30 protein-coding genes are annotated in these 25906 nt (G+C 61.8%); 20 read left to right on the top strand and 10 right to left on the bottom strand.

The annotated features are described in order from the left end of the window. Positions 1-28: 28 nt before the first annotated feature. On the top strand, positions 29-1780 hold the full coding sequence (locus GEV37_RS01280; RefSeq protein WP_227388358.1) for a hypothetical protein: 1752 nt from the start codon (positions 29-31) through the stop codon (positions 1778-1780). Positions 1781-1918: 138 nt separating this feature from the next. Here the strand turns inward: GEV37_RS01280 and GEV37_RS01275 are convergent, their stop codons facing one another. Then, a complete protein-coding gene (locus GEV37_RS01275; RefSeq protein WP_227388357.1) occupies positions 1919-2173 on the bottom strand; it encodes a Txe/YoeB family addiction module toxin in 255 nt (84 codons plus the stop codon). Continuing rightward, positions 2170-2421 carry a type II toxin-antitoxin system Phd/YefM family antitoxin gene (locus GEV37_RS01270; protein ID WP_227388356.1) on the bottom strand — a complete coding sequence of 84 codons (252 nt, stop codon included), beginning with the start codon at positions 2419-2421 and terminating at the stop codon, positions 2170-2172. The genes GEV37_RS01275 and GEV37_RS01270 overlap by 4 nt, the downstream gene beginning before the upstream one ends. A 544-nt stretch (positions 2422-2965) precedes the next feature. On the opposite strand from GEV37_RS01270, the gene GEV37_RS01265 reads away from it, so the two are divergent. Further along, positions 2966-3517, top strand: a complete 552-nt coding sequence (locus GEV37_RS01265; protein ID WP_227388355.1) for a hypothetical protein — start codon at positions 2966-2968, stop codon at positions 3515-3517. Positions 3518-3614: 97 nt separating this feature from the next. Further along, a complete protein-coding gene (locus GEV37_RS01260; RefSeq protein WP_227388354.1) occupies positions 3615-3836 on the top strand; it encodes a hypothetical protein in 222 nt (73 codons plus the stop codon). 50 nt (positions 3837-3886) lie between these two features. Here GEV37_RS01260 and GEV37_RS01255 read toward each other — a convergent pair whose 3' ends face one another. Further along, positions 3887-4375, bottom strand: coding sequence for a TspO/MBR family protein (locus tag GEV37_RS01255; RefSeq protein ID WP_227388353.1), 489 nt, complete (start codon positions 4373-4375; stop codon positions 3887-3889). Positions 4376-4560: 185 nt separating this feature from the next. On the opposite strand from GEV37_RS01255, the gene GEV37_RS01250 reads away from it, so the two are divergent. The 4 genes from GEV37_RS01250 (at position 4561) to GEV37_RS01235 (ending at position 7501) form a co-directional block, all read left to right on the top strand. After that, positions 4561-5610 carry an alpha/beta fold hydrolase gene (locus GEV37_RS01250; RefSeq protein WP_227388352.1) on the top strand — a complete coding sequence of 350 codons (1050 nt, stop codon included), beginning with the start codon at positions 4561-4563 and terminating at the stop codon, positions 5608-5610. A 163-nt stretch (positions 5611-5773) separates the two neighbouring features. Further along, a complete protein-coding gene (locus tag GEV37_RS01245) occupies positions 5774-6235 on the top strand; it encodes a DUF6985 domain-containing protein (protein WP_227388351.1) in 462 nt (153 codons plus the stop codon). Positions 6236-6629: 394 nt separating this feature from the next. Further along, positions 6630-7070 (top strand): DUF2268 domain-containing putative Zn-dependent protease, encoded by a 441-nt coding sequence (locus tag GEV37_RS01240; protein WP_227388350.1) that lies wholly within the window; start codon positions 6630-6632, stop codon positions 7068-7070. Further along, positions 7061-7501, top strand: a complete 441-nt coding sequence (locus GEV37_RS01235) for a GNAT family N-acetyltransferase (RefSeq protein ID WP_227388349.1) — start codon at positions 7061-7063, stop codon at positions 7499-7501. Before GEV37_RS01240 ends, GEV37_RS01235 begins: the two co-directional genes overlap by 10 nt. 10 nt (positions 7502-7511) lie before the next feature. Here GEV37_RS01235 and GEV37_RS01230 read toward each other — a convergent pair whose 3' ends face one another. After that, positions 7512-8075: a manganese efflux pump MntP gene (locus tag GEV37_RS01230; protein ID WP_227388348.1), complete on the bottom strand. Its 564-nt coding sequence runs from the start codon at positions 8073-8075 to the stop codon at positions 7512-7514. 280 nt (positions 8076-8355) lie between these two features. Here GEV37_RS01230 and GEV37_RS01225 point away from each other — a divergent pair, with 280 nt between their 5' ends. The 13 genes from GEV37_RS01225 to ssuE all read left to right on the top strand — a co-directional run bounded on the left by GEV37_RS01225 (position 8356) and on the right by ssuE (position 20779). Continuing rightward, on the top strand, positions 8356-8820 hold the full coding sequence (locus tag GEV37_RS01225) for an Lrp/AsnC family transcriptional regulator (protein WP_227388347.1): 465 nt from the start codon (positions 8356-8358) through the stop codon (positions 8818-8820). 7 nt (positions 8821-8827) lie between these two features. Beyond that, complete coding sequence (locus GEV37_RS01220; RefSeq protein WP_227388346.1) at positions 8828-10471, top strand: aminotransferase class V-fold PLP-dependent enzyme; 1644 nt, start codon at positions 8828-8830, stop codon at positions 10469-10471. Beyond that, the gene (locus GEV37_RS01215; protein ID WP_227388345.1) at positions 10468-11964 is read left to right on the top strand and encodes an NAD(P)-binding domain-containing protein; all 1497 of its coding nucleotides are present in this window, start codon (positions 10468-10470) and stop codon (positions 11962-11964) included. The genes GEV37_RS01220 and GEV37_RS01215 overlap by 4 nt, the downstream gene beginning before the upstream one ends. Then, positions 11961-12452, top strand: coding sequence for a CMD domain-containing protein (locus tag GEV37_RS01210; protein ID WP_227388344.1), 492 nt, complete (start codon positions 11961-11963; stop codon positions 12450-12452). The genes GEV37_RS01215 and GEV37_RS01210 overlap by 4 nt, the downstream gene beginning before the upstream one ends. Continuing rightward, positions 12449-13027, top strand: a complete 579-nt coding sequence (locus tag GEV37_RS01205; protein WP_227388343.1) for a peroxidase-related enzyme — start codon at positions 12449-12451, stop codon at positions 13025-13027. The genes GEV37_RS01210 and GEV37_RS01205 overlap by 4 nt, the downstream gene beginning before the upstream one ends. A 70-nt stretch (positions 13028-13097) precedes the next feature. Next, the gene (locus tag GEV37_RS01200; RefSeq protein ID WP_227388342.1) at positions 13098-14084 is read left to right on the top strand and encodes a TRAP transporter substrate-binding protein; all 987 of its coding nucleotides are present in this window, start codon (positions 13098-13100) and stop codon (positions 14082-14084) included. A 64-nt stretch (positions 14085-14148) separates the two neighbouring features. Then, the gene (locus GEV37_RS01195) at positions 14149-14652 is read left to right on the top strand and encodes a TRAP transporter small permease (protein WP_227388341.1); all 504 of its coding nucleotides are present in this window, start codon (positions 14149-14151) and stop codon (positions 14650-14652) included. Further along, complete coding sequence (locus GEV37_RS01190; RefSeq protein ID WP_227388340.1) at positions 14649-15938, top strand: TRAP transporter large permease; 1290 nt, start codon at positions 14649-14651, stop codon at positions 15936-15938. Before GEV37_RS01195 ends, GEV37_RS01190 begins: the two co-directional genes overlap by 4 nt. Positions 15939-16329: 391 nt before the next feature. Then, positions 16330-17190, top strand: a complete 861-nt coding sequence (locus GEV37_RS01185; RefSeq protein ID WP_227388339.1) for an ABC transporter permease — start codon at positions 16330-16332, stop codon at positions 17188-17190. A 107-nt stretch (positions 17191-17297) separates the two neighbouring features. Next, positions 17298-18371 carry an ABC transporter substrate-binding protein gene (locus GEV37_RS01180; RefSeq protein WP_227388338.1) on the top strand — a complete coding sequence of 358 codons (1074 nt, stop codon included), beginning with the start codon at positions 17298-17300 and terminating at the stop codon, positions 18369-18371. Then, on the top strand, positions 18368-19177 hold the full coding sequence (locus GEV37_RS01175) for an ABC transporter ATP-binding protein (protein WP_227388337.1): 810 nt from the start codon (positions 18368-18370) through the stop codon (positions 19175-19177). Before GEV37_RS01180 ends, GEV37_RS01175 begins: the two co-directional genes overlap by 4 nt. Next, positions 19174-20076 (top strand): TauD/TfdA dioxygenase family protein, encoded by a 903-nt coding sequence (locus GEV37_RS01170; RefSeq protein WP_227388336.1) that lies wholly within the window; start codon positions 19174-19176, stop codon positions 20074-20076. Before GEV37_RS01175 ends, GEV37_RS01170 begins: the two co-directional genes overlap by 4 nt. Positions 20077-20206: 130 nt before the next feature. Next, positions 20207-20779, top strand: coding sequence for an NADPH-dependent FMN reductase (gene ssuE, locus GEV37_RS01165; RefSeq protein WP_227388335.1), 573 nt, complete (start codon positions 20207-20209; stop codon positions 20777-20779). A 35-nt stretch (positions 20780-20814) separates the two neighbouring features. Here ssuE and GEV37_RS01160 read toward each other — a convergent pair whose 3' ends face one another. The 6 genes from GEV37_RS01160 to GEV37_RS01135 form a co-directional block, all read right to left on the bottom strand. Then, positions 20815-21375 (bottom strand): RBBP9/YdeN family alpha/beta hydrolase, encoded by a 561-nt coding sequence (locus tag GEV37_RS01160; protein WP_227388334.1) that lies wholly within the window; start codon positions 21373-21375, stop codon positions 20815-20817. A gap of 36 nt (positions 21376-21411) precedes the next feature. After that, positions 21412-22587: an FMNH2-dependent alkanesulfonate monooxygenase gene (ssuD, locus tag GEV37_RS01155; RefSeq protein ID WP_227388333.1), complete on the bottom strand. Its 1176-nt coding sequence runs from the start codon at positions 22585-22587 to the stop codon at positions 21412-21414. A gap of 158 nt (positions 22588-22745) precedes the next feature. Then, positions 22746-23855: a molybdenum ABC transporter ATP-binding protein gene (gene modC / locus GEV37_RS01150; RefSeq protein WP_227388332.1), complete on the bottom strand. Its 1110-nt coding sequence runs from the start codon at positions 23853-23855 to the stop codon at positions 22746-22748. Continuing rightward, positions 23845-24546 (bottom strand): molybdate ABC transporter permease subunit, encoded by a 702-nt coding sequence (modB, locus tag GEV37_RS01145; RefSeq protein WP_227388331.1) that lies wholly within the window; start codon positions 24544-24546, stop codon positions 23845-23847. Before modB ends, modC begins: the two co-directional genes overlap by 11 nt. Then, positions 24543-25322 carry a molybdate ABC transporter substrate-binding protein gene (modA, locus tag GEV37_RS01140; protein ID WP_227388330.1) on the bottom strand — a complete coding sequence of 260 codons (780 nt, stop codon included), beginning with the start codon at positions 25320-25322 and terminating at the stop codon, positions 24543-24545. Before modA ends, modB begins: the two co-directional genes overlap by 4 nt. 61 nt (positions 25323-25383) lie before the next feature. Continuing rightward, positions 25384-25749 (bottom strand): winged helix-turn-helix domain-containing protein, encoded by a 366-nt coding sequence (locus tag GEV37_RS01135; protein WP_227388329.1) that lies wholly within the window; start codon positions 25747-25749, stop codon positions 25384-25386. Between the last annotated feature and the right edge of the window lie 157 nt (positions 25750-25906).

Here is a 25906-nt window from a genome sequence, read left to right as displayed (position 1 = left end):
CTGTTATGCCTCAGGAGACTAATCACCGATGGATCAAGATTGGATTCTTCAAAAGAAGGAGACCCGTCGTAAATTTTCTAAGTCAACTTGGGTACCTTTGCGAGCTTCTGCAGAGAACGAGAACGGAAACGTTGAAAACATAGGTTATAGCAACGAGTTCTTTGGATGTGGGTCCGTTGCGTTCTCACCAGAAAACCGTGAAATAGCTGAGAAGTTAAGCTGGGGGGACATCGGGCTTAGCAGAACGATTGCCCCTTATGCATACGAGGATGGCTTCTACTCGACTATTTATGAGTATCAATATAACGACAAAGAAGCGATAGGCGTTCACTTAGTCCTGGAGTTACCTTTACCAGTTGTAGGAGGAAGGCAATGGATATTAAACCCGGATCTTGTTGCAGCCCTTCGCCTCATTAAAGAAGAGGATAATTGGGTCCGGCCTGAAGAGAATTTTGTGGTTGTCGCTCGTGAGATTCTCGACGAGAACGGTGAGCAGCGCCTCATAGAAATCAAGAGAGAATACTTACTTGATTACTTGGCCGCTAGGAACTTAGCGTTACGGCTCTCTTACTACCGTCAAAGAGTTGAAAATGTATCTTCTCTTGAAACTAGCGACTACGCAGGCATAGAAGGCCATCAAGAAGAGCGAGATGGCGGTCGATATGAGCTACTGGTTCGCGACATCAACGGCGTTTTTGGCGGAAGTTGGGCAATGTTTCGCACTTGGCGAACTGACGTAGATGAAGAAGATGATGCGCCCGTGATGGGACCAGAAACCAACGAAAATACTGATTATGAAAGCTCCCAAGGACAAAAAGGTGGCTATAAAGGTGTTAGAGTTGAGGGGGAGTTCTGGCGGGACGAATGGATAGATCACCAAGGGACTAGCACTCGTGTGAGAGGGGACGCAGATAACAACCTACCGCAGTTCATAGTGGAAACTGATGGTACTCGTTTGCCGTCTGCCGAATTAAATAGTGAAGACATTGGAAGATGGCTTTGGTTTCGTACCAGTATTATTAATGAGCTTCTTGAGCTACGTGGGTTTTCGCTCGGGTGGTATACAGCAGAAACTGGCGGAATCAAATCAACTTCCGGGTATTCGATTCACTTTGGGATAAACTCTTCAGATTTAATCACCGTCTACGCTTATGACATTGCTCGCCTTCCTGCATGGGAGCAGCATATCTGGGCGGCACATAATGTCGTTCCAGATGGGAAGGTATCAAGTGAGTTGTTGGAATCCCAAGTGAAGGCTCAACCGGCATCTACGCATGCCGTGGAGGATCTTTTCTTTGAGGTAATGGCTATGCTTGAAAACGGATTTCGTGACACCTTCGGCGTGCCGCTCTTCACACATGACATTAACCGCTCAGAAGTTTTGAAGCACATATCTCGTTTTGCCAGCAAGGATCAGGCATCTCTTCTTCGGCTCGCAAAAGAACTTGTTCGTGTATTTTCTGACAGATTAGATGTGGGCGAGCTTCGTAAATTTTCAACACATTCAAATAAAGAAAAATTGGGTTCAAATAAACTACTAGAGGATGTGCTGGCTCAAAAAGTAGGGCCTGAAAAAGCTCGTAAAATATTTGGCCCAATCGCAGGGGCATACGATATGCGAGTAGGTGATGCTCATCCTACCAGTTCGAAGATCGGGGATGCGTTAAAGCTCGCGGGGATTGACGACAGCAGCTCATATTTGCGACAAGGAGAGCAGTTAATATCCAATTTTGGCCAATCAATTTGGTGGATTGGAAAGTTACTATTCGGAAAACCATAAAGTGAAATACGCGGGACATTGGCATAACTAGGCGCTGCTGCCGGACAAATTTTGCGCTGCGCTCCAAATTTGCCGCAGAGCGCGTCGTTATACACAGCCCGAAACCAAATGAATAGAAGGTCGACTACTGACCATGAATCAATAATGATACCGAAGCTGCGCAATTAGCAGCGCATCATCCGCCACCTTATAAACGATCCGATGCTCGTCGTTGATTCGCCGAGACCAGTAGCCCGCAAAACCATGCTTGAGCGGTTCGGGTTTTCCCACTCCCTCGAAGGGCCGCCGTTGAATTTCCTTGATCAGCTTGTTGATGCGGCCAAGAATCTTCTTATCGGTTTTCTGCCAGTACAAGTAGTCTTCCCAAGCATTCTCGGCAAAGGTGAGCCTCACTCAAGCAGCTCCTTCTCTTTGCCGTTACCTTGTTCTAGCTCGGCCATGGCATCCATCAAACGGCGTGCGTTATTGGGTGAACGGAGTAGATAAGCGGTTTCCTGTAGCGCCTCATAATCTTCAAGCGAAAGCATGACCACCGAAGGCGCTTTGGTACGCGTGATGATGACAGGTGAATGATCCTCGCAGACCTGCTCCATGGTCTTGGCCAAGTGGCTTCGGGCGGCGGTATAGCTAATAGCATCCATAGTGATGTTCCTGTACGTAATGTTGTACTGTACGGATTATTGTACGTTTATGAGTGATCGGCAATGACTTTTCACTCATAAAGCTGTTCAATGCCAGCCAGATGTTTTGCTTCAGGCGTTTGAGCAACAAACGCCTGGAGCAGGGTTTATCCTGCGTACTGGCGCTGTCCCAACCGCCCCAGCGCCATCAACACCCCAAACTGAACCACCAGCCCAGCGACCAGCAGCACCCACACCGACTTCACCACCATCGAGGCCACGTACAGCAGCCTGCTGATGTCCGCTGGGTCATTACACGGGTTTACCAGCGCCTGAATCTTTTTTGATCAGCTTGTTGCTGCAGCCCAGCGTTTTCTTACCGGTCTTGCCAGTCCCGTCGTTCTTGCAGGCATTCTGAGGGAAGCTAAGTGCTCTCACATCGTCAGAAAGCGCTATGATGCTCACTCCCCTGGCCCCTCCGTTTTACACGCGCCATGAATGACATGGACGATACGACGCTTCAAGGACGACCGAATTGAACACACCTGCATCAAGGCAGTGGATAGTGTACCTGTTGTTGGCGCTGGTACTCTGCGGGTGCGCCTCTCGCGATATACGCTGGATGCACCCCAAGCCGACGGAAGCGTTGTTACAGCAGGCCTACCGGGACTTGCAGGGGTTTCACGTCTACCCCTTGTCGGGCAGTGAGGCGCAAGATGCGTTGAGTAGCGAAGAAGCGGTACATCTGCTGTCGAATCCGCGCTTGATTCGCCCCAGCACGCCGAACTTCGCGTTCGTGACGTTCAGCGGTCGCGAGATCACCGTCATCGGGTACAACCAGTACTATCGTCTCGAACACGACGCGTTCCGCAGCCCGATGATCTACCGCTACCAAGGGGAACTGAAGCGCGCGGACTATGCGCTTCCCCACATGGCGCCCAACGTGGGTGATCTGGAAGTGACCTCCCGGCCGATCGACGCGCTGGAGCTTTGGCTGCTGAACGAGCAGCGAACGGTGCGCCCGAATTTTCGCGGTACGCTCAAGTTCGAGTCGTGGTCCGGGCGGTACACCAAGGTGGCAGCGTTCGATCCGCGAAGCTGGCAAAGTATTTTCTAAGTCGTTACTGCGGATGTCTGATCCGCCTGCCGATCTATCCAGCAGGTTTAACCGAACACGCGGGTGTGTCGACTCCCTACTTCGAGAAGGTGATGGAATGAACACCGAAGACGATGGCCGGGTGCTGGCTCGAGCGTTCTACGACCTGGTCCACGATGACGCGTCGTCATGGGATGCCCTGCCCGAACGGCTCCGGCAGACGGCGGTGGGCCGACTGGGGGATGAATACCGGGTGTCTCGAAACCCCGAATGCCGCGAACAGGCCGGGCGTCTGCTGGCAGGGCCGAACTGGTATACGGCCTTGGGGCGTTCGTTCTAGCGATCAGTCGATGCGATTGATAGCCCGATTGGGGAAAAGGAGCTTTCGCCTTATCCCAACACCTGCGGATTCAACTGCCACACGCTCCAGGTCAGCGCGCAGGCCAGGCTGACCCAGGCGAGATACGGCACCAATAGCACGCCAGCGAGTGCCTTGAGCCGCCAGAACATCACCAGCGTCACCAGAATCAGCGCCCAAAGCGCCAGCACGGCCACGAACGCGACCGCCCCCAACTGCCATACGAAAAACAGCCAGCTCCACAACGCGTTGAGCGCAAGCTGAATCACGAAAACGACAAGGGCGGATCGCGCGCCACGTTCGCGCCAGGCAAGCCAGGCGGCGATCCCCATCAGCCCGTAGAGCGTTGTCCACATCGGCCCGAACAGCCAGGTCGGCGGCGCCCAGGCGGGCTGCTGGAGCGATTCGTAGAACTCCGCCGCGTTGATCGAGGCAACTGCCCCCACGGCGGCGGCAAGATAAGCCAACACCAGCCAGCCGACCAGCCCTGCGATCTGTTTCTTTCCGGTGAGTGCGCGCATGTAAGTTGCTGCCATGAATCGTTAAATTGCTTGAAGCGTAGCGCAGTGCGCGGTACTCGGCCATGTATCGGGCTGGATAGGCGGCTTTAATCAGGGCGTTGAAGGCACGTCGATCGGTGTGCAGGCCTATGTCTATACTGGCTACGCACTTTCGAAACTCATTCATGGAAGAGAGGAGCCACTCGATGCGATATTCCTTGGTTCGCCACGCCCCCTTCACCCGAACGCTCCTGGCGACTGCCGTGGGCGGTTTGGCGGTGCTCGCCTACAGCTCGAACGCCCTGGCCGAGGATGCCCCCACGTTTGATGGCGAACTCTCCGGCTTCGAGTACGCCTATCCGGTCGAGCGCTTCGAGTTCGAATCCCAGGGTCAGGAGATGCAGATGGCCTACCTGGACGTCGCCCCGCAAGAGGGCAGCGCCAATGGCCGTACCATCGTGCTGATGCACGGCAAGAACTTCTGCGCCGGCACCTGGGAGGCGACCATCGAGGCGCTGGTGGACGAAGGCTATCGCGTCATTGCGCCGGACCAGATCGGCTTCTGCAAGTCGACCAAGCCCGAGCATTACCAGTTCAGCTTCCATCAGCTGGCGGCCAACACGAATGCGCTGCTCGATGAGCTCGAGACGGAGGTCGTCACCGTCATAGGCCACTCCATGGGGGGCATGCTCGCCACGCGCTTTGCGCTGATGTACCCGGAGCGCACCGAGCAGCTGGTGATGGTCAACCCGATTGGCCTCGAGGACTGGAAGGCGCTGGGCGTGCCGTACCAGAGCATCGACGACGGCTACGCAAGCGAGCTCGAAACCAGTGCCGAGGGCATTCGCGACTACCAGCGCTCGACGTACTACGTCGATACCTGGGAGCCCGAGTACGACCGCTGGGTCGAGATGCTGGCAGGCATGTACGCAGGTGAAGACGGCGAGTTGGTCGCCTGGAACCAGGCGCTGACCTCGGACATGGTCTTCACCCAGCCGGTGGTCTACGAGTTCGGCGAGCTCGAGATGCCCACGCTGCTGCTGATCGGCGAGCAGGACAATACCGCCATCGGTAAGGGCCGCGCCTCAGAAGACGTGCAGGCGACCCTGGGCCGTTACGACGAGCTGGGTGAAAAAACCGCGCAGGCCATCCCCGACGCCACGCTGGTCAGCTTCCCCGAACTCGGCCACTCGCCGCAGATCCAGGCCCCGGAGCGTTTTCACGAAGCGCTGCTCGAGGGGCTGAATCGGGATTAGGTATCAATCCGGCGCGAGCGTATCGAGCCCGCGCCGGAGCTATCGTTTTAATGTGATGTTCTCGCGGCTGGTCTCCATCAAGCGTTCGCCGCGTAAGCGTTGGCTCATCCCGCGATGTCGGCCATCATGGTCTTGTCAATGTAGCCAACGCGCCAGGAGAGTTATGGAATACGTTCGTGGACTTCAGCAGGGTGAGGATGGAGTGGAAGGCGAGGTATACAGCACCTTGTTCGACCGCTTCTTTCCGCTTTTAAGCGAAGATGCCGCCCCTGACTTTATAAAACGCTGTGCCGCTTACTTCAACGCGCTGGATGAGTCGATCATCGAGCATCTCTGCCAGGCAACGATCCACTACATCGAGGTGTTTCTGAGCGAGACGGGCGAGCCCATCATCGAGTTCGCCACGCCGCGTGAAGTATTGAAACTGGTTACGCCGAGTGTGTTGATCGTGCCGACCCCGGAAGGTGCGGCCCCGGTGGCCCATCTGGAGCTCGAGTGCCAGTGGGAGCCGGAGCATGGCATGGAGTGGATCGTACGCGGTGATCGCGTGCTTTACGTTGGCCCCTTTAACGGCGAAGACCCTTGGGGAAGCTTCAGCCCCAAAGCCGCGTGGAATTTCGCTTGACTCGCCGCCTGGCTGGATAGAGTTCTGACCAGCGCCGTTGCCTGACCATGAACGTTGGCAACGGAACGGCGGTGACGCTCGTCATTGAACTCCTGATACTCCGCACCGATCTCGTGAAAGGTGTCGACCCCAGGCAGTGGCTCAACGTTTTGATATGAGGCCCCAGGTGGTTCATGTGCTCGCGCACACCGCCCTTGCCGAAGCCGAACTCGCCACGAACAATTTCGCGCCTTTCATCGCGCCCAGCCCATCGCCTCCCAGCGGTCGATTCGTTGCCATTGTCATCTCCTTATGTAGTAGGGTGCTTTGAAAGCTTAGTGGCGAAATAACTGAAATAAATGTTCGTCGTAAACCCGGCCGTGAGCGCTACCGCCCTCTGAACGAAAGGCATCCCATGATCACACCGCTTTATCTATATACCCGCGATTCACGTCATTTTTCATCCGCAGCGCGGGACAATGTGGAGGCCGTAGGCGCCGAGGTTGAGCCCCAAGTGCGCGAGCACCTGCCGTTGCTGGCCGAGCAGCTCGAACTTGCCTGTCAGACAGGCAGTATGGTGATTCCGGAAATCGCCCGCCAGGAGCTTGGCTATACGCTGTTTCACGAACTGCATCACTTGGCTCGAGGCTGGGTGATCCATCGTGACGAGACGCGCACGACCTTTATGGAAGGCGTGGTGAGTGAGGGCTTGGCTACGGTATTCGAGCACGAGGTCGGCGGGCGGCGCACGCCTTGGGGCGAATATCCCGATAACGTGCGTGGCTGGGTTGAGGAGCTTCTGGCACTCTCCATACGCTTGAAAAGGATTCTCACGAGGTTTGAACGATGCAGATAGAACCCGCCTCCAGCGCCGACTACTCGGAGCTGATCACCCTCTGGGAAGCCTCCGTACGGGCCACCCACGACTTTCTCGCCGAGGAGGATCTTCTAATGCTCAAGCCGCTGCTCTTCGAGCAGTTCTTTGATGCGGTAGCGCTGCATGTGGTGCGCTCACCAAGCGGTGGCGCGCTGGGATTTAGCGGCGTGGCGCAGGGCAAGCTGGAAATGCTCTTTATCGCCCCGCAAGCGCGAGGCCTGGGCATCGGCACGGCGCTGCTCGATCACGCCCGCCAAGCGCAAGGAGTGACCAACGTGGATGTGAACGAGCAGAATCCTGCGGCGCTGGCTTTCTATCGACAGCGCGGCTTCGAGGTGGTGGGCCGCTCACCGCTGGACGGGTTGGGCAAGCATTATCCGCTGTTGCACATGGCGCTGACACGCGATTGAAGCGCCGGCGTCAGCCCAGCACCCCCGTGTGCTCGATCAACACCACACAGCCGATGCCGATCAACACCACGCCACCGATCATCTCTGCCCAGTGGCCGGCCCAGCGGCCCAGTCGGTGGCCGAGCACCGTGCCGATCGAGGCCATCAAGGTCGTGGCCAGGCCGATCGCCAGGCTGGTGGCAACGATGTCCACGTCGATGAAGGCCAGACTCGCTCCCACGGCCATGGCATCCAAACTGGTGGCGGTGGCGGTCAATACGAGTAGCCAGAAGGTTTGGCGGCGATGCGCGATCCTCTCTTCCTTCTTGAGGCCGGCGTGCACCATGTGGGCGCCGATGGCGCACAGCAAAGCAAAGGCGATCCAGTGATCCCAGGCCTGGACGAAGCGCTGCGACGCCATGCCCGCCGCCCAACCCAGCACCGGCGTGATCGCCTCGATGACGCCGAACACCAGCCCGATCCCCACCGCGTGGCGAAAGCGAGGCCGAGCGAGTTCGGCGCCTTTGCTGATCGAGGCTGCGAAGGCATCCGCGGACATCGAGAAGGCGAGAAACAGTAGGGCAACGGGCGTCATGATCGAGTCGACTCTGAAAGATGTAGGGCCGCTTGAGCGAAGGCTAAAGGGCAGATGGATCATGCGCGAATGCTAGCATGCAGCCATGCCGGAAAGAGCTAAGTGGTTAAAAAATAAAGTTGATTGTCGATAAGATGAATAGCCAAGGCTAACAATGTAAGCCTGGGAACAGATTGGCTCCTCGCCTTGGGGTTAGCGCTGGAAAATATTTCCTTCCACACCTCGATAAGGCCTCCCTTGAGGAATATTATTTCTCTTATAAGGCCTGGAGGGTAATAAATTGCTTATTGATCGTTTCGATTTAAAAATTCTTGAACAGCTTCAGCGCGATGATAGCGTATCCATTGCGCAGCTGGCCGAGAAAGTGGGGCTTTCTGTCACCCCTTGCTGGCGGCGTATTCAACGCCTGGAAAAGGAAGGAGTGATCGAGAAGCGCATCGCCGTGCTGAATCCCCGCAAGCTCGATCTCGGCCTGACCGTTTTCGTGATGATCAAGACCGACAAGCACAACCAGGCCTGGCTGGACGCCTTTCAGGAGGTCGTCCAATCCTTCCCGGAAATCATGGAGGTGAACCGTCTGGCCGGCGAGTTCGACTACCTGCTGAAGGTCATCACCCGCGACAACGCTGCCTACGACGCCTTTTACAAAAGACTCATCGCGAGAATAGAGCTCAGCAATGTCACATCCTGCTTCTCCATGGAACAAGTCAAGAAAACCAGCGAGCTGCCCCTCGGCGAGCTCTGACGACTGGATGGCGCGCCTGGCCGATGACGTGATCGGTGAAGGCGAGCCGTTTCAGGGCCCCTTCGGCGCGCGGGCGCTGCTCTACGCCGACTATACCGCCTCGGGCCGGGCGCTGGGCATCGTCGAGGAGGCGATGCGTACCCAGGTACTGCCCCATTACGCCAATACCCACACCGAAACCTCCTACACCGGGCGCACCACCACCCGGCTGCGCGAGGACGCCCGCCGCCAGGTCGCCCGCGCGGTGAACGCCAATGACGACTACGCGGTGATCTTTGCAGGCAGTGGGGCCACCGCGGCTATCGACCGCTGCTGGAAGATGCTCGGGCTCACCCAGGGCGAGGCGGACGCAGGTGAAGACGCGCCGGTGATCTTTCTCGGCCCGTTTGAACACCACTCCAACGACCTGGTCTGGCGCGAGTGCGCCGCCGAGATCCGGCGGATTCCCTTGAACGCAGCCGGGCTGATCGATCTCGACGTGCTCGAGGACGAGCTTGCCCGCCACCAGGGGCGGCGGTTGATCGGGGCCTTCTCGGCGGCCTCCAACGTGACCGGGGTGAAGAGTGACGTTCGGGCCATCGCGCGCCTGATGCACCGCTTCGGCGGCATCGCGCTGCTCGACTACGCGGCCAGCGGCCCCTACGTTGCCATCGACATGGCGGGCACCGGTAACGACGATCACCTGGACGCCATCTTCGTCTCGCCTCACAAGTTCGTTGGCGGGCCGGGCAGCTCCGGGGTGCTGGTGATGCGCCGAGCCCTCTGCGTCAATGCGGTGCCCTCGGTGGCCGGCGGCGGCACGGTCTCCTACGTGACGGCGACGAATCATCGCTACGTGACCGACGTGCAGCGCCGGGAGGAGGGTGGAACGCCGGATATCCTGGGCAACATTCGCGCTGGCTTCGCCTTTCGCATCAAGTCGCTGCTCGGCGAAGAGGTGATCGAGACGCGAGAGGCAGAGCTCGCCGCCCGGGCGCTCGAGCGCTGGTCGGCGCTCGACAACCTGACGCTGCTCGGCCCGCGCGACGCCCCGCGGCTTGCGATCTTCTCGTTCAACCTGCGCGCCGGGCGGCGCGAAATCCACCACAACCTGGTGGTGGCGATGCTCAACGACCTGTTCGGCATCCAGGCACGCGGCGGCTGCTCCTGCGCCGGCCCTTACGGCCATGCGCTGCTCGACATCGACGACGACACCGCCGTCGAGCACGAGCGGTTAGTTCAAAATGGCAGAAGCTTATATCGTCCTGGTTGGGTAAGACTAGGATTTCATTTCTTTTTTAGCAATGAAGCGGCTAACTATGTAATATCGGCAGTCGAATTCATTGCACGCCACGCGGCCTCGCTGATGAAGCTTTACAGCGTCGATGACCGCACGGGCACCTGGTCGGTACGTACACCGTTTGATCAGGCACAATCGATTGAGCCCGCACTGGATTCGCTCGATGCGCTGCTGTATTCCCCCGGCCTTCGTGCGGCGCCACGCAAGGAGACCCTCGAGGATCCCTTCGTCGCAGCCGAAGCGCTCGTCGAGCGTGCAAGAGAAGCAAGCCCGCCTGCCGACCCAGGTGGTGCCGATGTACCGTTACGTTGGTTCTGGTGGCCGCACGAAGCCGACGAGGCCGCGCAGTCCCAACGCGAGATGATGCCATGACCCAGACTTCCATTTCCCCCACCCTGGCCGGCGCCGGGCTCGCCGCGCTCGATGAGCGCGTGCGCTTCGACCTGGCCTGCCTGAACCTGCCGCCCGCTTCCTGGGTGCCGAGCCGCACCGCGCAGGGTGATCGCCATGTCCACGATGTGGTGATCATCGGCGGTGGCCAGTGCGGGCTGGTGGCGGCGTTTGCACTCTTGTGCGGCGGCATTCGCGACCTTCGCGTGTTTGATCGCAACCCGGAAGGGCTCGAAGGGCCGTGGATGAACTACGCCCGCATGGAGACGCTGCGCTCGCCGAAGACCCTGCCCGGGCCGAGCTACGGCTTCGCCTCGCTGACCTTTCGCGCCTGGTTCGAATCCCAGTTCGGCACCGCCGAGTGGGAGGCGCTGGACAAGATTCCGCGTCCGATGTGGATGGAGTATCTGAGCTGGTATCGCCAGGTGCTGGCCCTGCCGGTGGAGAACGAGGTCAACGTCGAGCGCGTGACCCCCGCCGGCGAGCTTCTCGAACTGACCCTCTCCGGGCCTGGCGCGATTCAGGAGACCGTGCTGACTCGCAAGCTGGTGATGGCCACCGGGCGCGACGGCACCGGCGGGCCGAAGATTCCCGGTTTCGTTGAGGGCCTGCCCCGCACCGCCTGGGCCCACACCGCCGACGAGATCGATTTCAAGGCACTCGAAGGCAAGCGGGTGATCGTCGTCGGTGTGGGCGCCTCCGCCATCGACAACGCCGCCGAAGCGCTGGAGCACGGCGCCGCGGAGGTTCGCTTTCTGATTCGCCGCGCCCAGATGCCGACCATCAACAAGATGATGGGCATCGGCTCCTTCGGCTTTACCCACGGCTACGCGAGCCTGCCGGATGCCTGGCGCTGGCGGATCATGCACTACTCCTTCATTACCCAGACACCGCCGCCGCGCGGCTCGACCCTGCGGGTGAGCCGCCACGAAAACGCCCACTTCCATTTCGAGTGCGGGGTAGAGGCCACGCGCATGGAGGGCGACGAGGTCGTCGTCACCACCCGCCAGGGCGAGGTGCGCGGCGATTTCCTGATTCTCGGCACCGGCTTCGAGATCGACCCGCTGGCGCGCACGGAGCTTGCCGGCTACGCCGATCAGATCCTGCTGTGGCGCGACCGTTATCAGCCGCCGGCGGAACTCGCCCACGACGAGCTCGGCAAGTTTCCCTACGTGGGCCGCGACTTCGCCTTCCAGGAGCGCGAGGCTGGCACCGCCCCCTGGCTTGCCAACATCCACTGCTTCAATTACGGCGCCTCGGTCAGCCTTGGCAAGGTCAGCGGTGACATCCCCGGCATCAGCGAAGGGGCGAGCTGGCTGGCCGGTGCCATCGCCGCGAGCTTCTATCAGCAAGACGTCGAGTGCCACTGGCAGCAGCTCAACGACTACGATTCACCGGAGCTACAGGGCGACGAGTGGACGGCGTCGCCCCTGCCCGAAGCGACCGACAAGACACGACAAGGAGTGGCGCAATGACCCACGTGATCGAAATCGCGGCCAATGTGGCCGCCGACGGGCCGCTGGCCGAGGCGCTGACCACACGCGGCAAACTCATGGACTTGAGCCAGGCCTCCCATGATGCGGCGTTGATGCCTTCCGACCCGGGCGGGGTGCCTTTGGCGCTGCGCGCGGCACTCGCCTGTCGCATGGCGCGGCTTTGCCGTCAGGCCGGGCTAGAGAAGCACTACGCCGCGCTGCTCGACGGCTACGCCGACCCGGCCGCAGCGTCCTTAGCGGACCCGCAGGTGACGCCCGGCGCCGACGAGACACGGCTGGCCGCCATGGTCGGCTACGTGGACCTGGTCACACGCTCGCCCAAGGAGGCCACCAAGGCCGACATCGAAAGCCTGCGCGCGGCGGGGCTCGAGGAGGCGGACATCGTGCGCCTGGCGGGGCTCGTGGCCTTCGTCAACTATCAGCTGCGCTTGACCGCCGTGCTGAGCGTCATGGGAGAGAGCCAATGAGCCGGGTCATTCACAAGTTCACCTCGCGCATTCCCACCTGGCGCCCCCACGTCACGCCGATCGACTACGACAGCGCAACCGAGGCTCAGCGCGAGGCGCTCAAGGAAACACCGTCGAACACCAGGATCTCCGACTACGTGCTGGTGCTGGCCCACGACCCGGAGTCGTTGCGCATCCGCACGTCGCTGTTCAACGGCATCATGTACGACAAGGGCGGGCTGTCACGCCAGGAGCGTGAGCTCGGTGCCGTGGCGGCGTCAGTGGTCAATCGCTGCATCTACTGCGCTGCGGTTCACGCCCATCGCTACAACAACATCGTCGGTAGTGAGGCGGTGATGAAGGATATCTTCCTGCGCGGCAAGGACGCGGTGCTCGACGAGCGTACCCGCGCCATCCTGCGCTTCGGCATGCGGCTCTCCGAGACGCCGCCGCAGGTCGACCAGGACGATATCCAGCGCCTTCGCGACGTGGGCCTCGACGACCAGGAGATCCTCGATCTCACGCTTTCGACCACGCTGTTCGGCTGGGCCAACCGCCTGATGCACACGCTCGGCGAGCCGGTATCCGGCACCTGACGCGCGGATCGATCCTCCAATACTAATACCAATACCAATACCAATACCAATAGCCAAAGGACACTTCCCCATGACGAAACGCTCCCTTTCCGGCCTGGCCCTGGTCGGCGCCGTCACCCTGATGAGCGCCACTCCGGCGCTTGCCGAAACCCTGCGCCTGGGCACCGTGGTTACCGCCCCCCACCCGTGGATCGACGCGGCCGAGGCCTTCAAGGCCGAGGTCGAGGAGGCCACCGACAACCGCATTACCGTGCAGATCTTCCCGGGTGGCCAGCTCGGCAACGACCAGACCATGGTCGACGAGATCCGCATCGGCACCACGGACATGATCATCGGCGGGGTGATGAACGTCTCGCCTTACGTGCCGCAGTTCGAGATCTTCAGCCTGAACTACCTGTTCGAGGACATGGACGAGTTCCGCGCCGCCACCGCCCCGGACTCGCCGGTGTTCGAGTACTTCGACAACGCCGTGACTGACGCCGGTGTCGGTCTGAAGCTTCTCAGCCTGACCGGCGGCGGCACGCGCAACCTGAGCAGCAACCAGGGCCCGGTCACCGAGCCTTCGGATCTCGAGGGCGTGAAGATGCGCGTGACCGGCTCGCGCCTGGACGCGGACATGTGGCAGGCCTACGGGGCGCTGACCACCTCGCTTCCCTGGACCGAGATCTACACCGGCATGCAGACCGGCGTGGTAGGGGCGTTCGAGAGCACCATCAGCGGCTACTTCTCGAGCCGGCTGTACGAAGTGGCGCCGTATCACGCCAAGACCGAGCATCAGATCATGATGAGCCACATCTCCATGAGCGAGAACCGCTTCAACCGCTTCTCCGGGGAGGATCAGGCGATCATCCTGGCCGCCGCTCAGCACGCCGGTGAGCACGGCACCGAGAAGGGCGAGGAGTACGACGCCGAGTTCATCCAGCAGTTTGAGGAGCTGGGGGTCACGGTCAGCGAAGTGGACAAGCAGGCATTCATCGACCGCGCACTACCGCTTCACGATGCCTTCGCCGAAGAGCACGGCCTGACCGAGCTGCTCCAGACGATTCGCGACCTCTAGGCCGGTAGCTAGGCTGGCCGGCGCCTTGCCCGCAAGGCGCCGGCCGGACGAAAAGGACGAACGCATGCGATTGATCAACGATGTCCTGGAACGGCTGCTGGCGGTGATTGCCGGCAGCCTGTTCGCGATCTTCATCCTGACGGTGCTCTACCAGGTGGTGGCCCGCAGCTTTCTCAAGATATCGGTCTCCTGGACCGACGAGATCGCCATGGCCTGCTTCATCTGGGCGGTGTTTCTAGGCGCGGCGGTAGCGCTGCGCCGGCGCCGTCACTACGTCGTCGACGTGTTTCCCGCCCACTTTCGCCTCACCCAGCGCTCGCTGCGCCTGTTTGGCAGCCTCGCGTGTCTGCCGGTGATCTACGTGCTGATCGTCAATGGCAACGTGCTGGTCGATATGGGCTGGAATCGCCGTTCGGTGGCGCTGGGCACCCCCATGGCCTACGTGTTCGCGGCAATGCCGGTGGCGGGTATCGCCATGCTGGCGTTCTCCATCGAAGTCATCGTCGATGACATCAAGGCCCTGCGTGACAAACGCGCGCCAAGCCCGAGCGAGGCCCTCGACCCATGAACCCCTTGATTACACTGATCGGAAGCTTTCTGCTGCTCATCGCCCTGAGCGTGCCGATCGCCTTCGCCATCGGTCTGGCCTCCATCGTCACCATCTTGCAACTGGGATTGCCGCTCACCTCAGTGGTCAACCAGATGTTCGCCAGCATCAACTCCTTTCCGCTCCTGGCGGTGCCGTTCTTTCTGCTGCTCGGGCGGCTGATGAACGACGGCGGCATCACCGACCGGCTACTGCGTTTTGCCGACAGTACCGTCGGCCACATTCGCGGCGGCCTTGGCCATATCAACGTCATGGTGTCGATGATGTTCGCTAGCCTTTCGGGCTCCGCGGCGGCCGATACCGCAAGCGTGGGGGCGGTGCTGATCCCGGCGATGAAGAAGTCGGGCTACCCGGCGCCTTTCGCCGTGGCGCTTACCGCGGCCTCGTCGGTGCTCGGGGGCATCATTCCGCCCTCGATCCTGATGGTCATCTATGGCGCCTTCGGTAACGTCTCGGTAGGGGCGCTGTTCATGGGCGGGGTGCTACCGGGCATTCTGGTGGGGGTGATGCAGATGGGCTACGTCTATCACGTGGCCAAGCGTCACGGCATCAAGGCCACGGGCACGTTCTCCTTCGGCCAGATGGGACGCACGGCGCTCATCGCCACGCCCCCGATGCTGCTGCCGATCATCATTCTCGGTGGTATCACCCTCGGGGTGTTCACCGCCACCGAGGCGGCGTCGGTGGCGGTGCTCATCGGCGCGGTGCTGGCCTTTATCGTCTACCGCGCCATTCCGCTGACCAAGTTGCCGAGCATTCTCGGCGACTCGGTGGTGGCGTTCTCGCTGCCGATGTTCGCCGTGGCCTCCGCCGGCATCATGGGCTGGCTGATCTCGTATCTGGGCATTGCTCAGGAGGTAGCCAACTTCATCCTGTCGGTCACCCAGTCGCGCATCGGCATCATGCTGCTGGTGATGAGTTTCATGCTGGTCATCGGCACGGTGCTGAGCCCTGTGACCGCGGTGATCATCTTCCTGCCGATCATCCAGGGGCTTTGCCTCGCGGCGGACATCAACCAGGTCCACATGGCATTGGTGGTGATCCTGTCGTTGACGCTTGGGCTGATCACGCCGCCCTACGGTATCTGCCTGCTCATCGCCACCCAGATCGGCGAGGTCTCGATGCCGCGCGCCTTCCTCGCGGTGCTGCCGCTGATCGGGCTGATACTGCTGGTCATCATCGCGCTGATCCTGCTGCCCAGCGTCTTCCTGTTCCTGCCACAGATGATGTTCCCCAAGGCGTTTTGATAGTCGATCGATGCGCTGGGTAGGACAAGGCCGATAGAGCGTCATGCTCTATCGGCTTTTTTTCAGCGCTCGTTTTCTGCGCTTGTGTCGCTCTGGGCTCACTTACCGTGACGTCCGGCGGTGACCCTAATCCCTCCGTACTCCAGCCGCATGTCTTTTCCTCAATGGACGGTGCTGGCAGCGATGACGTTCAGTCGTTGAATCCACCGTTGTGAAGATTCCATGCGTTCGAAGCCGGTGTTGGCTCCTTGCCGGCGAGCCGAAATCTCGCCGGCGCTAATATCCAATTCTCAATATGGTTAGTGATGATGACCATTTAGCCGGCGAAGTAGAGCTTAGTAGGGTAGAGGCCTCATCGAATGCAACGCTTGGTTGCCAAGGGGCCGTCACAATGAAGAAAGCCACTACCTACGACGTCAACACCCGAAGCGTCACCCCGACGCTCGGGGTCAACGACACACGCTTGCATCAGGCGAGTCACGCGATGATGCGAACAGGCAGCCTGTGTCTTGGCCGCTACGGTGCGCTCGTCGTCTTCTTCGGGCTGTGGCAGCTCGCAAGCTCGCTTGGCTGGCTCAACGCGGCAGTCATTCCTCCACTGGACCGGATCGCGGTCGCGCTGTTCAACGCGCTTTGGCACGGCACTCTGCTGGGGGATATCGGCATCAGCCTGCAGCGTTCGGGCATCGCCTTCGGCGCTTCGGTGCTGCTGGCCATACCGCTGGGACTGGCCATGGGCAGCTTCCGTGCCATCGAGCAGGCGCTTGATCCCATCCTGCAACTCTTTCGTCAGACCTCGGCGCTGGCGGTCTATCCGGTCTTCATCCTGCTGATGGGGCTGGGTGAGGCGTCCAAGGTGTTCGTCATCTTCTGGGCGTCGGTGTTTCCGCTGTTGATGAACACCATCGCGGGCGTTCAGCAGACCGACGCCAAGCTGATTGAGATGGCTCGTGTGTTCGGCGCGTCGCGCTTCGAAGTGTTTCGGCGCGTCGTGGTTCCCAGCGCCATCCCGTCGATCTTCGTTGGCCTGAGGCTGAGTGCGACCTCGACCCTGTTGCTGCTGGTGGCCGCCGAGATGATCGGTGCCAACCAAGGGGTCGGTTTTCAGGTGATGAATGCCCAATACAACTTCCAGACGCCGCTGATGTTTGCCGCCATCTTCCTGCTGGCAGGGCTCGGGCTACTGGCCAACTACCTGCTGGTGGCACTTCAAGGACGCCTTTGCCGTTGGGAAAGCGAGAGCGGCGCGTAAGGCGCATCGTCAACGGGCAATGATTTAAAGGCAATGATTCAAGGGCAATGAATTTCGATAACCAGGAGAGAAGGTTGATGCATCAATTCGCGATAGGAAAACGGGGCATGAAAGCGTCGCTGCTACTGGCGGGCACGTGGTGGCTGCTGACGAGCCAGGCGGCGTTGTCCGGCCAGGCCCAGGGCGCCGAGGGCGCGGACAGCGAAACGGTGACCATTCGCTATCTCAGCAGTCGCGGTCAGATCACGGCGCCGGAAATCGCGCAGGCGAAAGGCTGGCTCGACGATCACGGCGTGACGCTGACCTCCGAAGGCTTCAGCCAGGGCGGGCCGGAGAGTCTGTTCGCCATGGCGTCCGGGTCGATCGACATCGCCGGGGCGGCGACCTCCGCGACCATCAATGCCATCACCAATGGCGCAGACATCGTGGGTGTCATGGCGTCCAACGGCGTCGATGAAACGGTCAATAGCCGCTTCTACGTGCTCGAAGATAGCGAGATTCGCGAGCCGTCGGATCTGGTCGGCAAGACCGTCGCGGTCAATACGCTGGGCGCGCATCTGGACTACGTCGTCCGGGAGTATCTGCGCCAGCACGATATTCCCTATAACGCGGTGCGCCTGGTGGCGGTGCCGGGGCCGCAGCTCGGCCAGACGCTGCGCTCCGGGCAGGTCGACATCGCGGCCGTCGGCGCCTGGCAGTCCGTCTTTGCAGGGCAGCTCGAAGAGGGCGGTGGCGTGCGCTCGCTGTTCGATGATCATGAGCTCTTGGGGGATATCACCCTGAGCCCCTACTCCATGCAGCGCGAGTTCGTCGAGCGCCATCCACAGGCGGTGCGCACGCTGGTCACTCAATCCGGACGCGCCGCAAACTGGGCGAAAAACCACCCGGATCAAGCGCGAGAGTTGATCGCCGAGCTGCTGGCACAGCGTCACGAAAATGCGCAGCTGGCGGACTATTGGGCCGGTTTCGGCGTGCGCGACCAGGCGCGGCTCAATGACCACGACGTGCAGTACTGGCTGGGCGTGCTCGAGCGTGAAGGCACGCTGAGAGCCGATCAATTGACGGTCGCCGATGTCATCACCAATGCCTACAACACCAATGCCTACAACACCAATGCCTACAACGGCGATGCCGAGGGCACCGACGCGGGCGACGAGGCCGGTGAAGGAGTAAAACCATGACGGCGATCGCGAAAGGGTTGAGTGTTCGCCATGTCCACAAGTCCTTCGCGCTCAAGGAGAGCCGGCTCGAGGTACTCAAGGGCATCGATCTGGAGATCGCCGCCGGTGAGTTCGTGGCCATCATCGGCGCCAGCGGCTCCGGAAAGACCACCCTGTTGAGAATCCTGGCGGGCCTCGAGGCGTCCGACAGCGGCACGATCCACCTGAACGGCGAGCCGGTTCAGGGCGTGGGGCCGGAGCGCGCCATGGTCTTTCAGGAGCCGCGGCTTCTGCCCTGGCTCACCGTGGAAGCCAATGTCGCCATGGGGCTTGAACTGATCGGCAACAGCAGCACCCAGGCGCTGGAAAAAGCGCGCCACTATCTCGATATCGTCGGCTTGACGGCCTTCTACGGCGCCTATCCGCGCCAACTCTCCGGGGGCATGGCGCAACGGGTCGGCATTGCGCGAGGCCTTGCCATCTCGCCGCAAATGCTGCTGCTCGACGAGCCGCTGGGGGCGCTGGATGCGATGAAGAAGATTCGCATGCAGCAGGAGCTCGAGCGCATCTGGCGCGAACAGGCCATCACCATGGTGATGGTGACCCACGATATCGAGGAAGCCGTCTATCTGGCCGATCGGATCGTGATTCTCTCCAGCGACCAGGCCACCGCCTTGCAAGTCATGGACATCGACCTGCCACGGCCGCGAGCGCGCAGCGATCCTCGCTTCGTCGCTTACCGCGAAGCGCTGCTGAACACCTTCCATCTCAACGACCATCTCAACGACCCGCAACCCTCGACCCTTGAAAAGGAGAACGTCTCATGAGTTCGACCGCGACCATCGCCGCCGAAGCTGGCCCACACGTATCCAGTTTCGCCTCGCAGACCTTGACCATCACGCCTACCGGCGGCGCCCTGGGGGCCGTGGTTCGAGGCATCGACCTGGCCCAGCCGCTGTCGGCATCGCACTATCGAAAGCTCAAGCAAGCGTGGCTCGAGCACCATATCCTGATATTCAAGGGCCAGCGGTTGAGCGACGAGCAGCTGCTCGATTTCACCACCTACTTCGGCGACGTGTTCCATCCGCCCGGCCATATCCCGGTGCTGGCCACCAACGACCAGGGTATCACGCCGGACGTCGTCAAGGTGTCCAACGTCAAGGGCGGCTATACCGGTAACGGCGAGCTCGCTGCCCATGTCGATCACCAGTGGACGCCCAGGCCTTCCAAGGCGTCCGCGCTCTATGCTCGAAAGCTTCCTTCGGCCGGTGGCGATACCCACTGGTACAACCTCAACCTGGCCTGGGAAACGCTCGACGCCGACACCCGGAAGGCGATCGCCGACCTATCGCTGATCACCTACAACCCTTTCCAGAACCGCGATTCATCACGCCCGCGCTACCGTGAGCTGCACAATCCCCCCAAGGGGGAGGCGCATCCGCACCCGCTGGTCACCACGCACCCGGAGTCCGGTAACAAGCTGCTGTTCTTGGGGGAGGCGACCGAGGTCGAAATTCCCGAGCTTGACGATGCCTCGGGCAAGGCGCTGATCGAGGCGCTGCGCGCTCATCTCTACACGCCCGCGCACCGTTACGAGCACCGCTGGCAAGTGGGCGATGTGGTGCTGTGGGACAACCGCGCCACGGCGCACTACCGCTCCGCCTTCGACGAAAAGGAGGTGCGCGACATGCGCCGGGTGAGCCTCGGGGGTGGGCGTCCTCTTTGACCGCAAAGAGGACGCGGCGATTCATGGGCCGCCCGGCGATGCCCCGCGTGCGAGAGGCGGGGCGATCAGGGCGGCTTTCCGGAAAATCCGGCTTATTGAAACGATGATGTATCAACCCAGGGAGACGACCATGAGTATCGTATTGATTGCCGGAAGCCCCGGCAGCGTATCACGCACCTCCGCCCTCATCGCCTTCATCGAGGGCCTGCTCGAGGCACGCGGCTTCCAGACCGACGTGTTCGACGCCAACGAATTCGACGGTAACGCGGTATTCTTCGCCGACGTAGCCGACCCGCAGGTGGTGCGCTACCGCGAGGCGATCGCCAAGGCGGATGCCGTGATCCTGGCAACGCCTGTCTATCAGGCATCGTTCTCCGGCGCGCTCAAGGGATTGCTCGATCTGGTGCCGCAACGGGGACTGAAAGGCAAAGTAGTGCTGCCGCTGGCGACGGGCGGCTCGGATAGTCACCTGCTCGTGATCGACTATGCCATGAAGCCGGTGCTTTCCGCACTGGGCGCGAGCAACGTGCTCAGCGGTGTCTACGTCAGCGCGGGCCAACTGATACGCGAAACGGTCAGTACTTACCGGGTGGAGGAGGAGGCCAGTACGCGCATCCAGCGCGCGCTCGATGAGCTGATCGAGGCCCTGCCAGCGCCGGCTGCGGTCAGTGGCCGAGCGAATCCGCGTATCGCTTATGCCTGACGACCCTTTTCACTCGATTCGGGATGTCGCAGGCGTCAGGCGATGCGATGCTCGCAAGGCGTAAAGCAGCCCAGCAGGCGCATGCCTTCAGGCCACCGGTGGTGGCCTGATTGAGTATTGATATGTCCCGCACCCTGTATGACGTGCAGGGCGCTGGTCCAGGCATTGGCGAACTGCTGGATGCGTTCGAGCGAGGCGGCCGGGTCGTTGGTCGACCCCACCACCAGGCTCGCGAAAGGCAGCGGCGCCAGGGGAATTGGCGCGAAGTCTACCAGGTGTTGACTGACGCTTCCCCGCTCCACGTCCGCGGGCGCAACCAGCAGCGCGCCCTTGATTTTCTGGGTGAGGCTCGGATAACGGCCCGCCCAGTGGGCCACCGTAATGCAGCCAAGGCTATGAGCGACCAGAACCACCGGCGCTGACGCGCCGGCCACGGCTCGATTCAGCGCTTCTATCCAATCGTTGCGTTCAGGGTGGCTCCAGCTTTCGACACGCGTGCGGGAACTGTTGACCAACCGGCTCTGCCAGTGGCTTTGCCAGTGATCGACATTCGAGCCGTGCCAGCCGGGAACGATAAGGTAGTGATCGTCGATCATGAGCATGATTCCTGGCGGTGACAGGGAGAAGCGCTTTCAGCGCGGCGGGGTGCTATTGGCCATGACTTCGCCGCGTTGCGCCGTTCGGGCGGTATCGATGACGGGAGCGGCGTGATCCTTGGGCAGCAGTGGCAGCACCTTCTCGCCGAAGTGGTAGGCCTCTTCCAGGTGCGGATAGCCGGAGAAGATGAACGTGTCGATGCCGATCGCCATGTATTCGCGAATGCGGGCGGCCACCGTTTCCGGACTCCCCACCAGGGCCGTTCCGGCGCCTCCGCGCACCAGGCCCACGCCAGCCCACAGGTTGGGACTGATTTCCAACCGATCGCGCCGGCCCCCATGAAGAGCGGCCATGCGCCGCTGGCCTTCGGAATCCATTCGGGCCAGCGTCGACTGGGCAGCGGCAATGGTCTCGTCATCTAGGTGCTCGATGAGCTTCTCTGCCGCGGCCCAGGCCTCGGCATCGGTGTCGCGAACGATCACGTGCAGGCGGATACCGAACGTGAGCGTTCGCCCGGCGCGGTCGGCGGCCTCCTTGACCGTGGCGAGCTTGTCCGCCACCTGGGCGGGCGGCTCGCCCCAGGTGAGGTATTTCTCCACCGTGTCGGCGGCGACCTCGATGCCCGCCACGGAGGAGCCGCCAAAATAGAGCGGCGGGCGAGGTGTCTGCGCGGGCAGGTAGAGCAGCTCGCTCTCTTCCACGCTGATGTGGCGGCCGGCGTAGGTCACGCGCTTGCCCGCCAGCAAGTCGCGGTAGACGTCGAGAAATTCACGCGTCACCTCATAGCGCTGATCGTGGGCCAAAAAGACACCATCACCGCGATTTTCGACCGGGTCCCCCCCGGTAACGACATTGATCAGCAGACGGCCGTTCGAGAGGCGATCCAGCGTAGCGGTCATGCGAGCGGCAAGCGTGGGGGACTGAAGGCCTGGCCGCACCGCCACTAGAAAGCGCAGGCGCTCGGTGGCCGGCGCCAGCGCCGAGGCGACGACCCAGGCATCCTCGCAGCTGCGCCCTGTCGGCAGCAATACGCCGTAAAAGCCGAGTTGATCCGCGGCCTGGGCCACCTGTCGCAGATAACCCAGGTGGACGTCGCGGCCTCCCTGATGGGTCCCCAGGAAGTGGCCATCGCCGTGGGTGGGCAGGAACCAGAGAAATTTGCCGGCGGTGGCGGGTGCCACGCCCGAGTCGGTCGTCGTTGAGTCGCTCATGAAAGCCTCCTGGGATTGCGTGATAACGTGCGTCATCGATAGTAGCAATCCGCTTGGGCGGGGCTTAAATGGTGAAATCGGGAAAGCTTATTCGCGATGACTTTGCCTGGAGCTGGGTTTGGATACCAAAGGAGTGCTTGGCGGCAAGAGCCGCGGGGTCACTGCAAGGACGTGAAGGCAACGCTTCGAATCAGAGCGGTGATCCTCTGCCCTTCAGCAAGGCCCAACTGATCGAACGCCAGGCGCGTCAGGCGCGCGCGCAGCCGGTGCGCGCCGAGCCGTAGGCGTAGCTCCACCGTATGCGGCGTCTCGGCCGGCATTTCGATGGCCTCGATATGGGCGGGCAACTGGTTGCGATAGCTGGTGCCTGTGGCCGGCGCCAGGGCAATGGCGATGTCTCTGGCGTGAATGCGCAGCCGCAGCGTGCTGCCGAGGGTCGTCTGGGTGCCAGGCAGCAGCAGCTCGAGGCCATCGCCCAGCGCCACGCGCGTCAATTGATAGTGGGCATCGTGGCTGATGACGTGCCCCTCGAGAATCGAGGCCGCGTCGAAACCCGCCAGCGCCTGGGTAAGGTCGAACCGTTGCAGCAAGTGCGACAGCGGGGCACTGGCCTCCATGCGGCCGCTGCGCATCAACACCAGGTGATCGGCGATGGTGGCGATCTCGTCCGGGTCGTGGCTGACGTAGATGATCGGGATGTCCACTTGCCTTGCCAAGCGGGCAATGAAATGCAGAAGCTCCTGCTTGCGCGCGCCGTCGAGGCCAGTGAGTGGTTCGTCCATCAACAGTAAGCGCGGGTCGCTCAACAGGGCGCGGCCGATGGCGACGCGGCGCGATTCACCGCCGGAGAGCGTGCCCGGCAAGCGCTCCAGCAAGTGGGCGATGCCCAAAAGCGCAACGATCTCGTCGAAGCGCGAAGCGGCGTGGTCAGGCATGCCGTAGGTCAGGTTGCCGCGCACCCGGTAGTGGGGAAACAGGCGCGCCTCCTGAAAGACGACGCCGATACGACGCTTGTGTGCAGGTACGACAAGGCGCTGGCGGGTATCCAGCAGGGTGCGTTCGCCTAGCTGCACATGCCCCCGATCGGGCGTCTCGAGGCCGGCGATCACGCGCATCAGGCTGGTCTTGCCGCTACCGGAGGTACCGAATATGCCGGTAACGCCTTGGCCGGGCAGCGCAAGCGACACCTGGAGGTGAAAGTTGCCCAGCCGCTGGTCGATGTCCACGCGCAGGCTGGGCGATGAGTGGGTCGACGGATCAGTAGGCATCACGTTCCTGAAGGCGCTGTCTGGTGCGTCGGGCCAGCCACTCGGAGGCGATCAGCGACAGCAGGGCAATGACGATCGACAGCACGCAGAGCCTCGCGGCGGCGCTTTCGCGTCCCGGCGTCTGGATCAGGGTGTAGAGCGCGAGTGGGAGGGTGCGGGTTTCACCGGGAATATTGGAGGCGAAGGTGATGGTGGCGCCGAACTCGGAGAGCGCCCGGGCAAAGGCCAGCATGGTACCGGTTACAAGCCCGGGCACGGCAAGTGGCAGGGTGATGGTGGCAAATACCCGCCAGCGGCTGGCGCCCAGCGTGCGGGCCGCCGCCTCCAGTTTGGGGTCCACGGCTTCCAGCGACAGCCGCAGCGCCCGCACCAGCAGCGGAAAGGCCATTACCCCGCTGGCCACCGCCGCCCCTTGCCAGGTAAAGGGCAAGGACACGCCGAAAACGCGGTAGAGCCATGCCCCGACCATCCCCTGGCGCCCGAGCGCCACCAGCAGCAGATAGCCCACCACTACCGGCGGCAGCACCAGCGGCAGGTGGATCAACCCATCCACCAGCGCCTTGCCGCGAAACTCGAAACGGGCGAGCCACCAGGCCACCGCGATGCCCGGCGGCAGAATCCAGGCCACCGCCGCCAGGCCGATCAGAAGGCTCAGCCGAATCGCCTCCCATTCGGTGGGGGAGAGCGTCACGGGCGGCTCACGCTCGTATCGAAGCCGTAGGCCTCGAAGATGTCCAGCGCCGCATCGCTTTCGAGCCACTCGCGAAACGTCTGCGCGGCGGCATTATCGTCGGCATCGATCAGCGCCGCCGGGTAGGTGATCGGATCGTGGCTGTCCGCTGGAAAGAGCCCGAGCACGCGCACGGCGGGGCTTGCGAAGGCATCGGTCTGGTAGACCACGCCCGCCGGCGTTTCGCCACGCTCGACCAGCGCCAGCGCCGCGCGCACGTCGTTGCCACGCGCCAGGCGCGCCTCGAGCGCCTTCCATTCGCCGAGCGCCTCTAGCGCCTGCTGCGTGTAGATACCCGCCGGCACGTGATCCGGATCGCCCACCGACAAGCGGTCGTCATCGCCCATCAGGCTTGCGATGGGTTCGCCGTCACCCGGGGTGAAGCGCGCCGGCAGCGAATCGCTGGCGCTGACCAGCGCCAGCCGATTTTGAAGCAGGTCGCGGCGCGCCTGTACGTCGACGCCTTCGTCTTCTAGCCAGTCCATCCAGTCGACGTTGGCGGACACGAACAGCTGTGCGGGGCTGCCGCTGGCGATCTGGCGCGCCAACGTCGAAGAGGAGGCGTAGACGGGAACGATCTCAATATCGTGCTCGGTTTCGAACACCTCGATGACCTCGTTCAAGGCATCGGTCAGCGAGGCCGCGGCGGCCACCTGCACGCGGTCGGCGGCCAGAACTCCAGGGCTGAGCGCGAGACAGAGCGCGGCGGCCAGGGGGCGAAAAGGGAATCGGTTCATCGCTCGAGTCTCGCTATTTCCATTTGGATATAGCGGAGAGTAGCGGCAATGGGCCGGTGGTTCAAGCGCGGTCGTCGAGCAGAGCCAGCAGCGCCCGGGCGTCACTCGAGTGCTCTGGCGCAAGCTGACGCTCCAGGGCGCGGTAGTGCGCCAATACCGTCTGGCCAAGCTCGGTAAGTCGAGCGCCGCCGCGGTCGCTGCCACCGGACTGGGTGATCACCAGCGGCGTGGGAAAGTGGCCGTTCATCGTATCGATGAGCTGCCAGGCTTTCTTGTAGCTCATGTTCAGCGCCCGCCCCGCCGCGGAGATGGAGCCGGTGCCCTCGATGGCTTCCAGAAGGTCGGCCTTGCCCGGGCCGATGACCACATCGCGCGCCATCGCCAGGCGTAGCTGAAAGGTAGGGGCAGTGTGATGGGTACGCGTCACGGCGGGCCTTTCGTGCTGTAGGGGGTGAAACGCCATGGTAGCAGCTTATCGAACCTGGCAGGGACGTCGCGCTTTCCAGCGCCTGGCGTGGCCGAACGTCTGATCGTGCAACCCGTTTTATCGTTTGATCGGGGTTTGGCTCAGAACCCTTTCCTCG

It is taken from the genome of Vreelandella malpeensis, assembly GCF_020622355.1.
Classification (GTDB): Bacteria; Pseudomonadota; Gammaproteobacteria; order Pseudomonadales; family Halomonadaceae; genus Vreelandella; species Vreelandella malpeensis.
The sequence above is the reverse complement of the archived record's forward strand: the minus strand, read 5'-3'. Positions and strand labels throughout refer to the sequence as shown.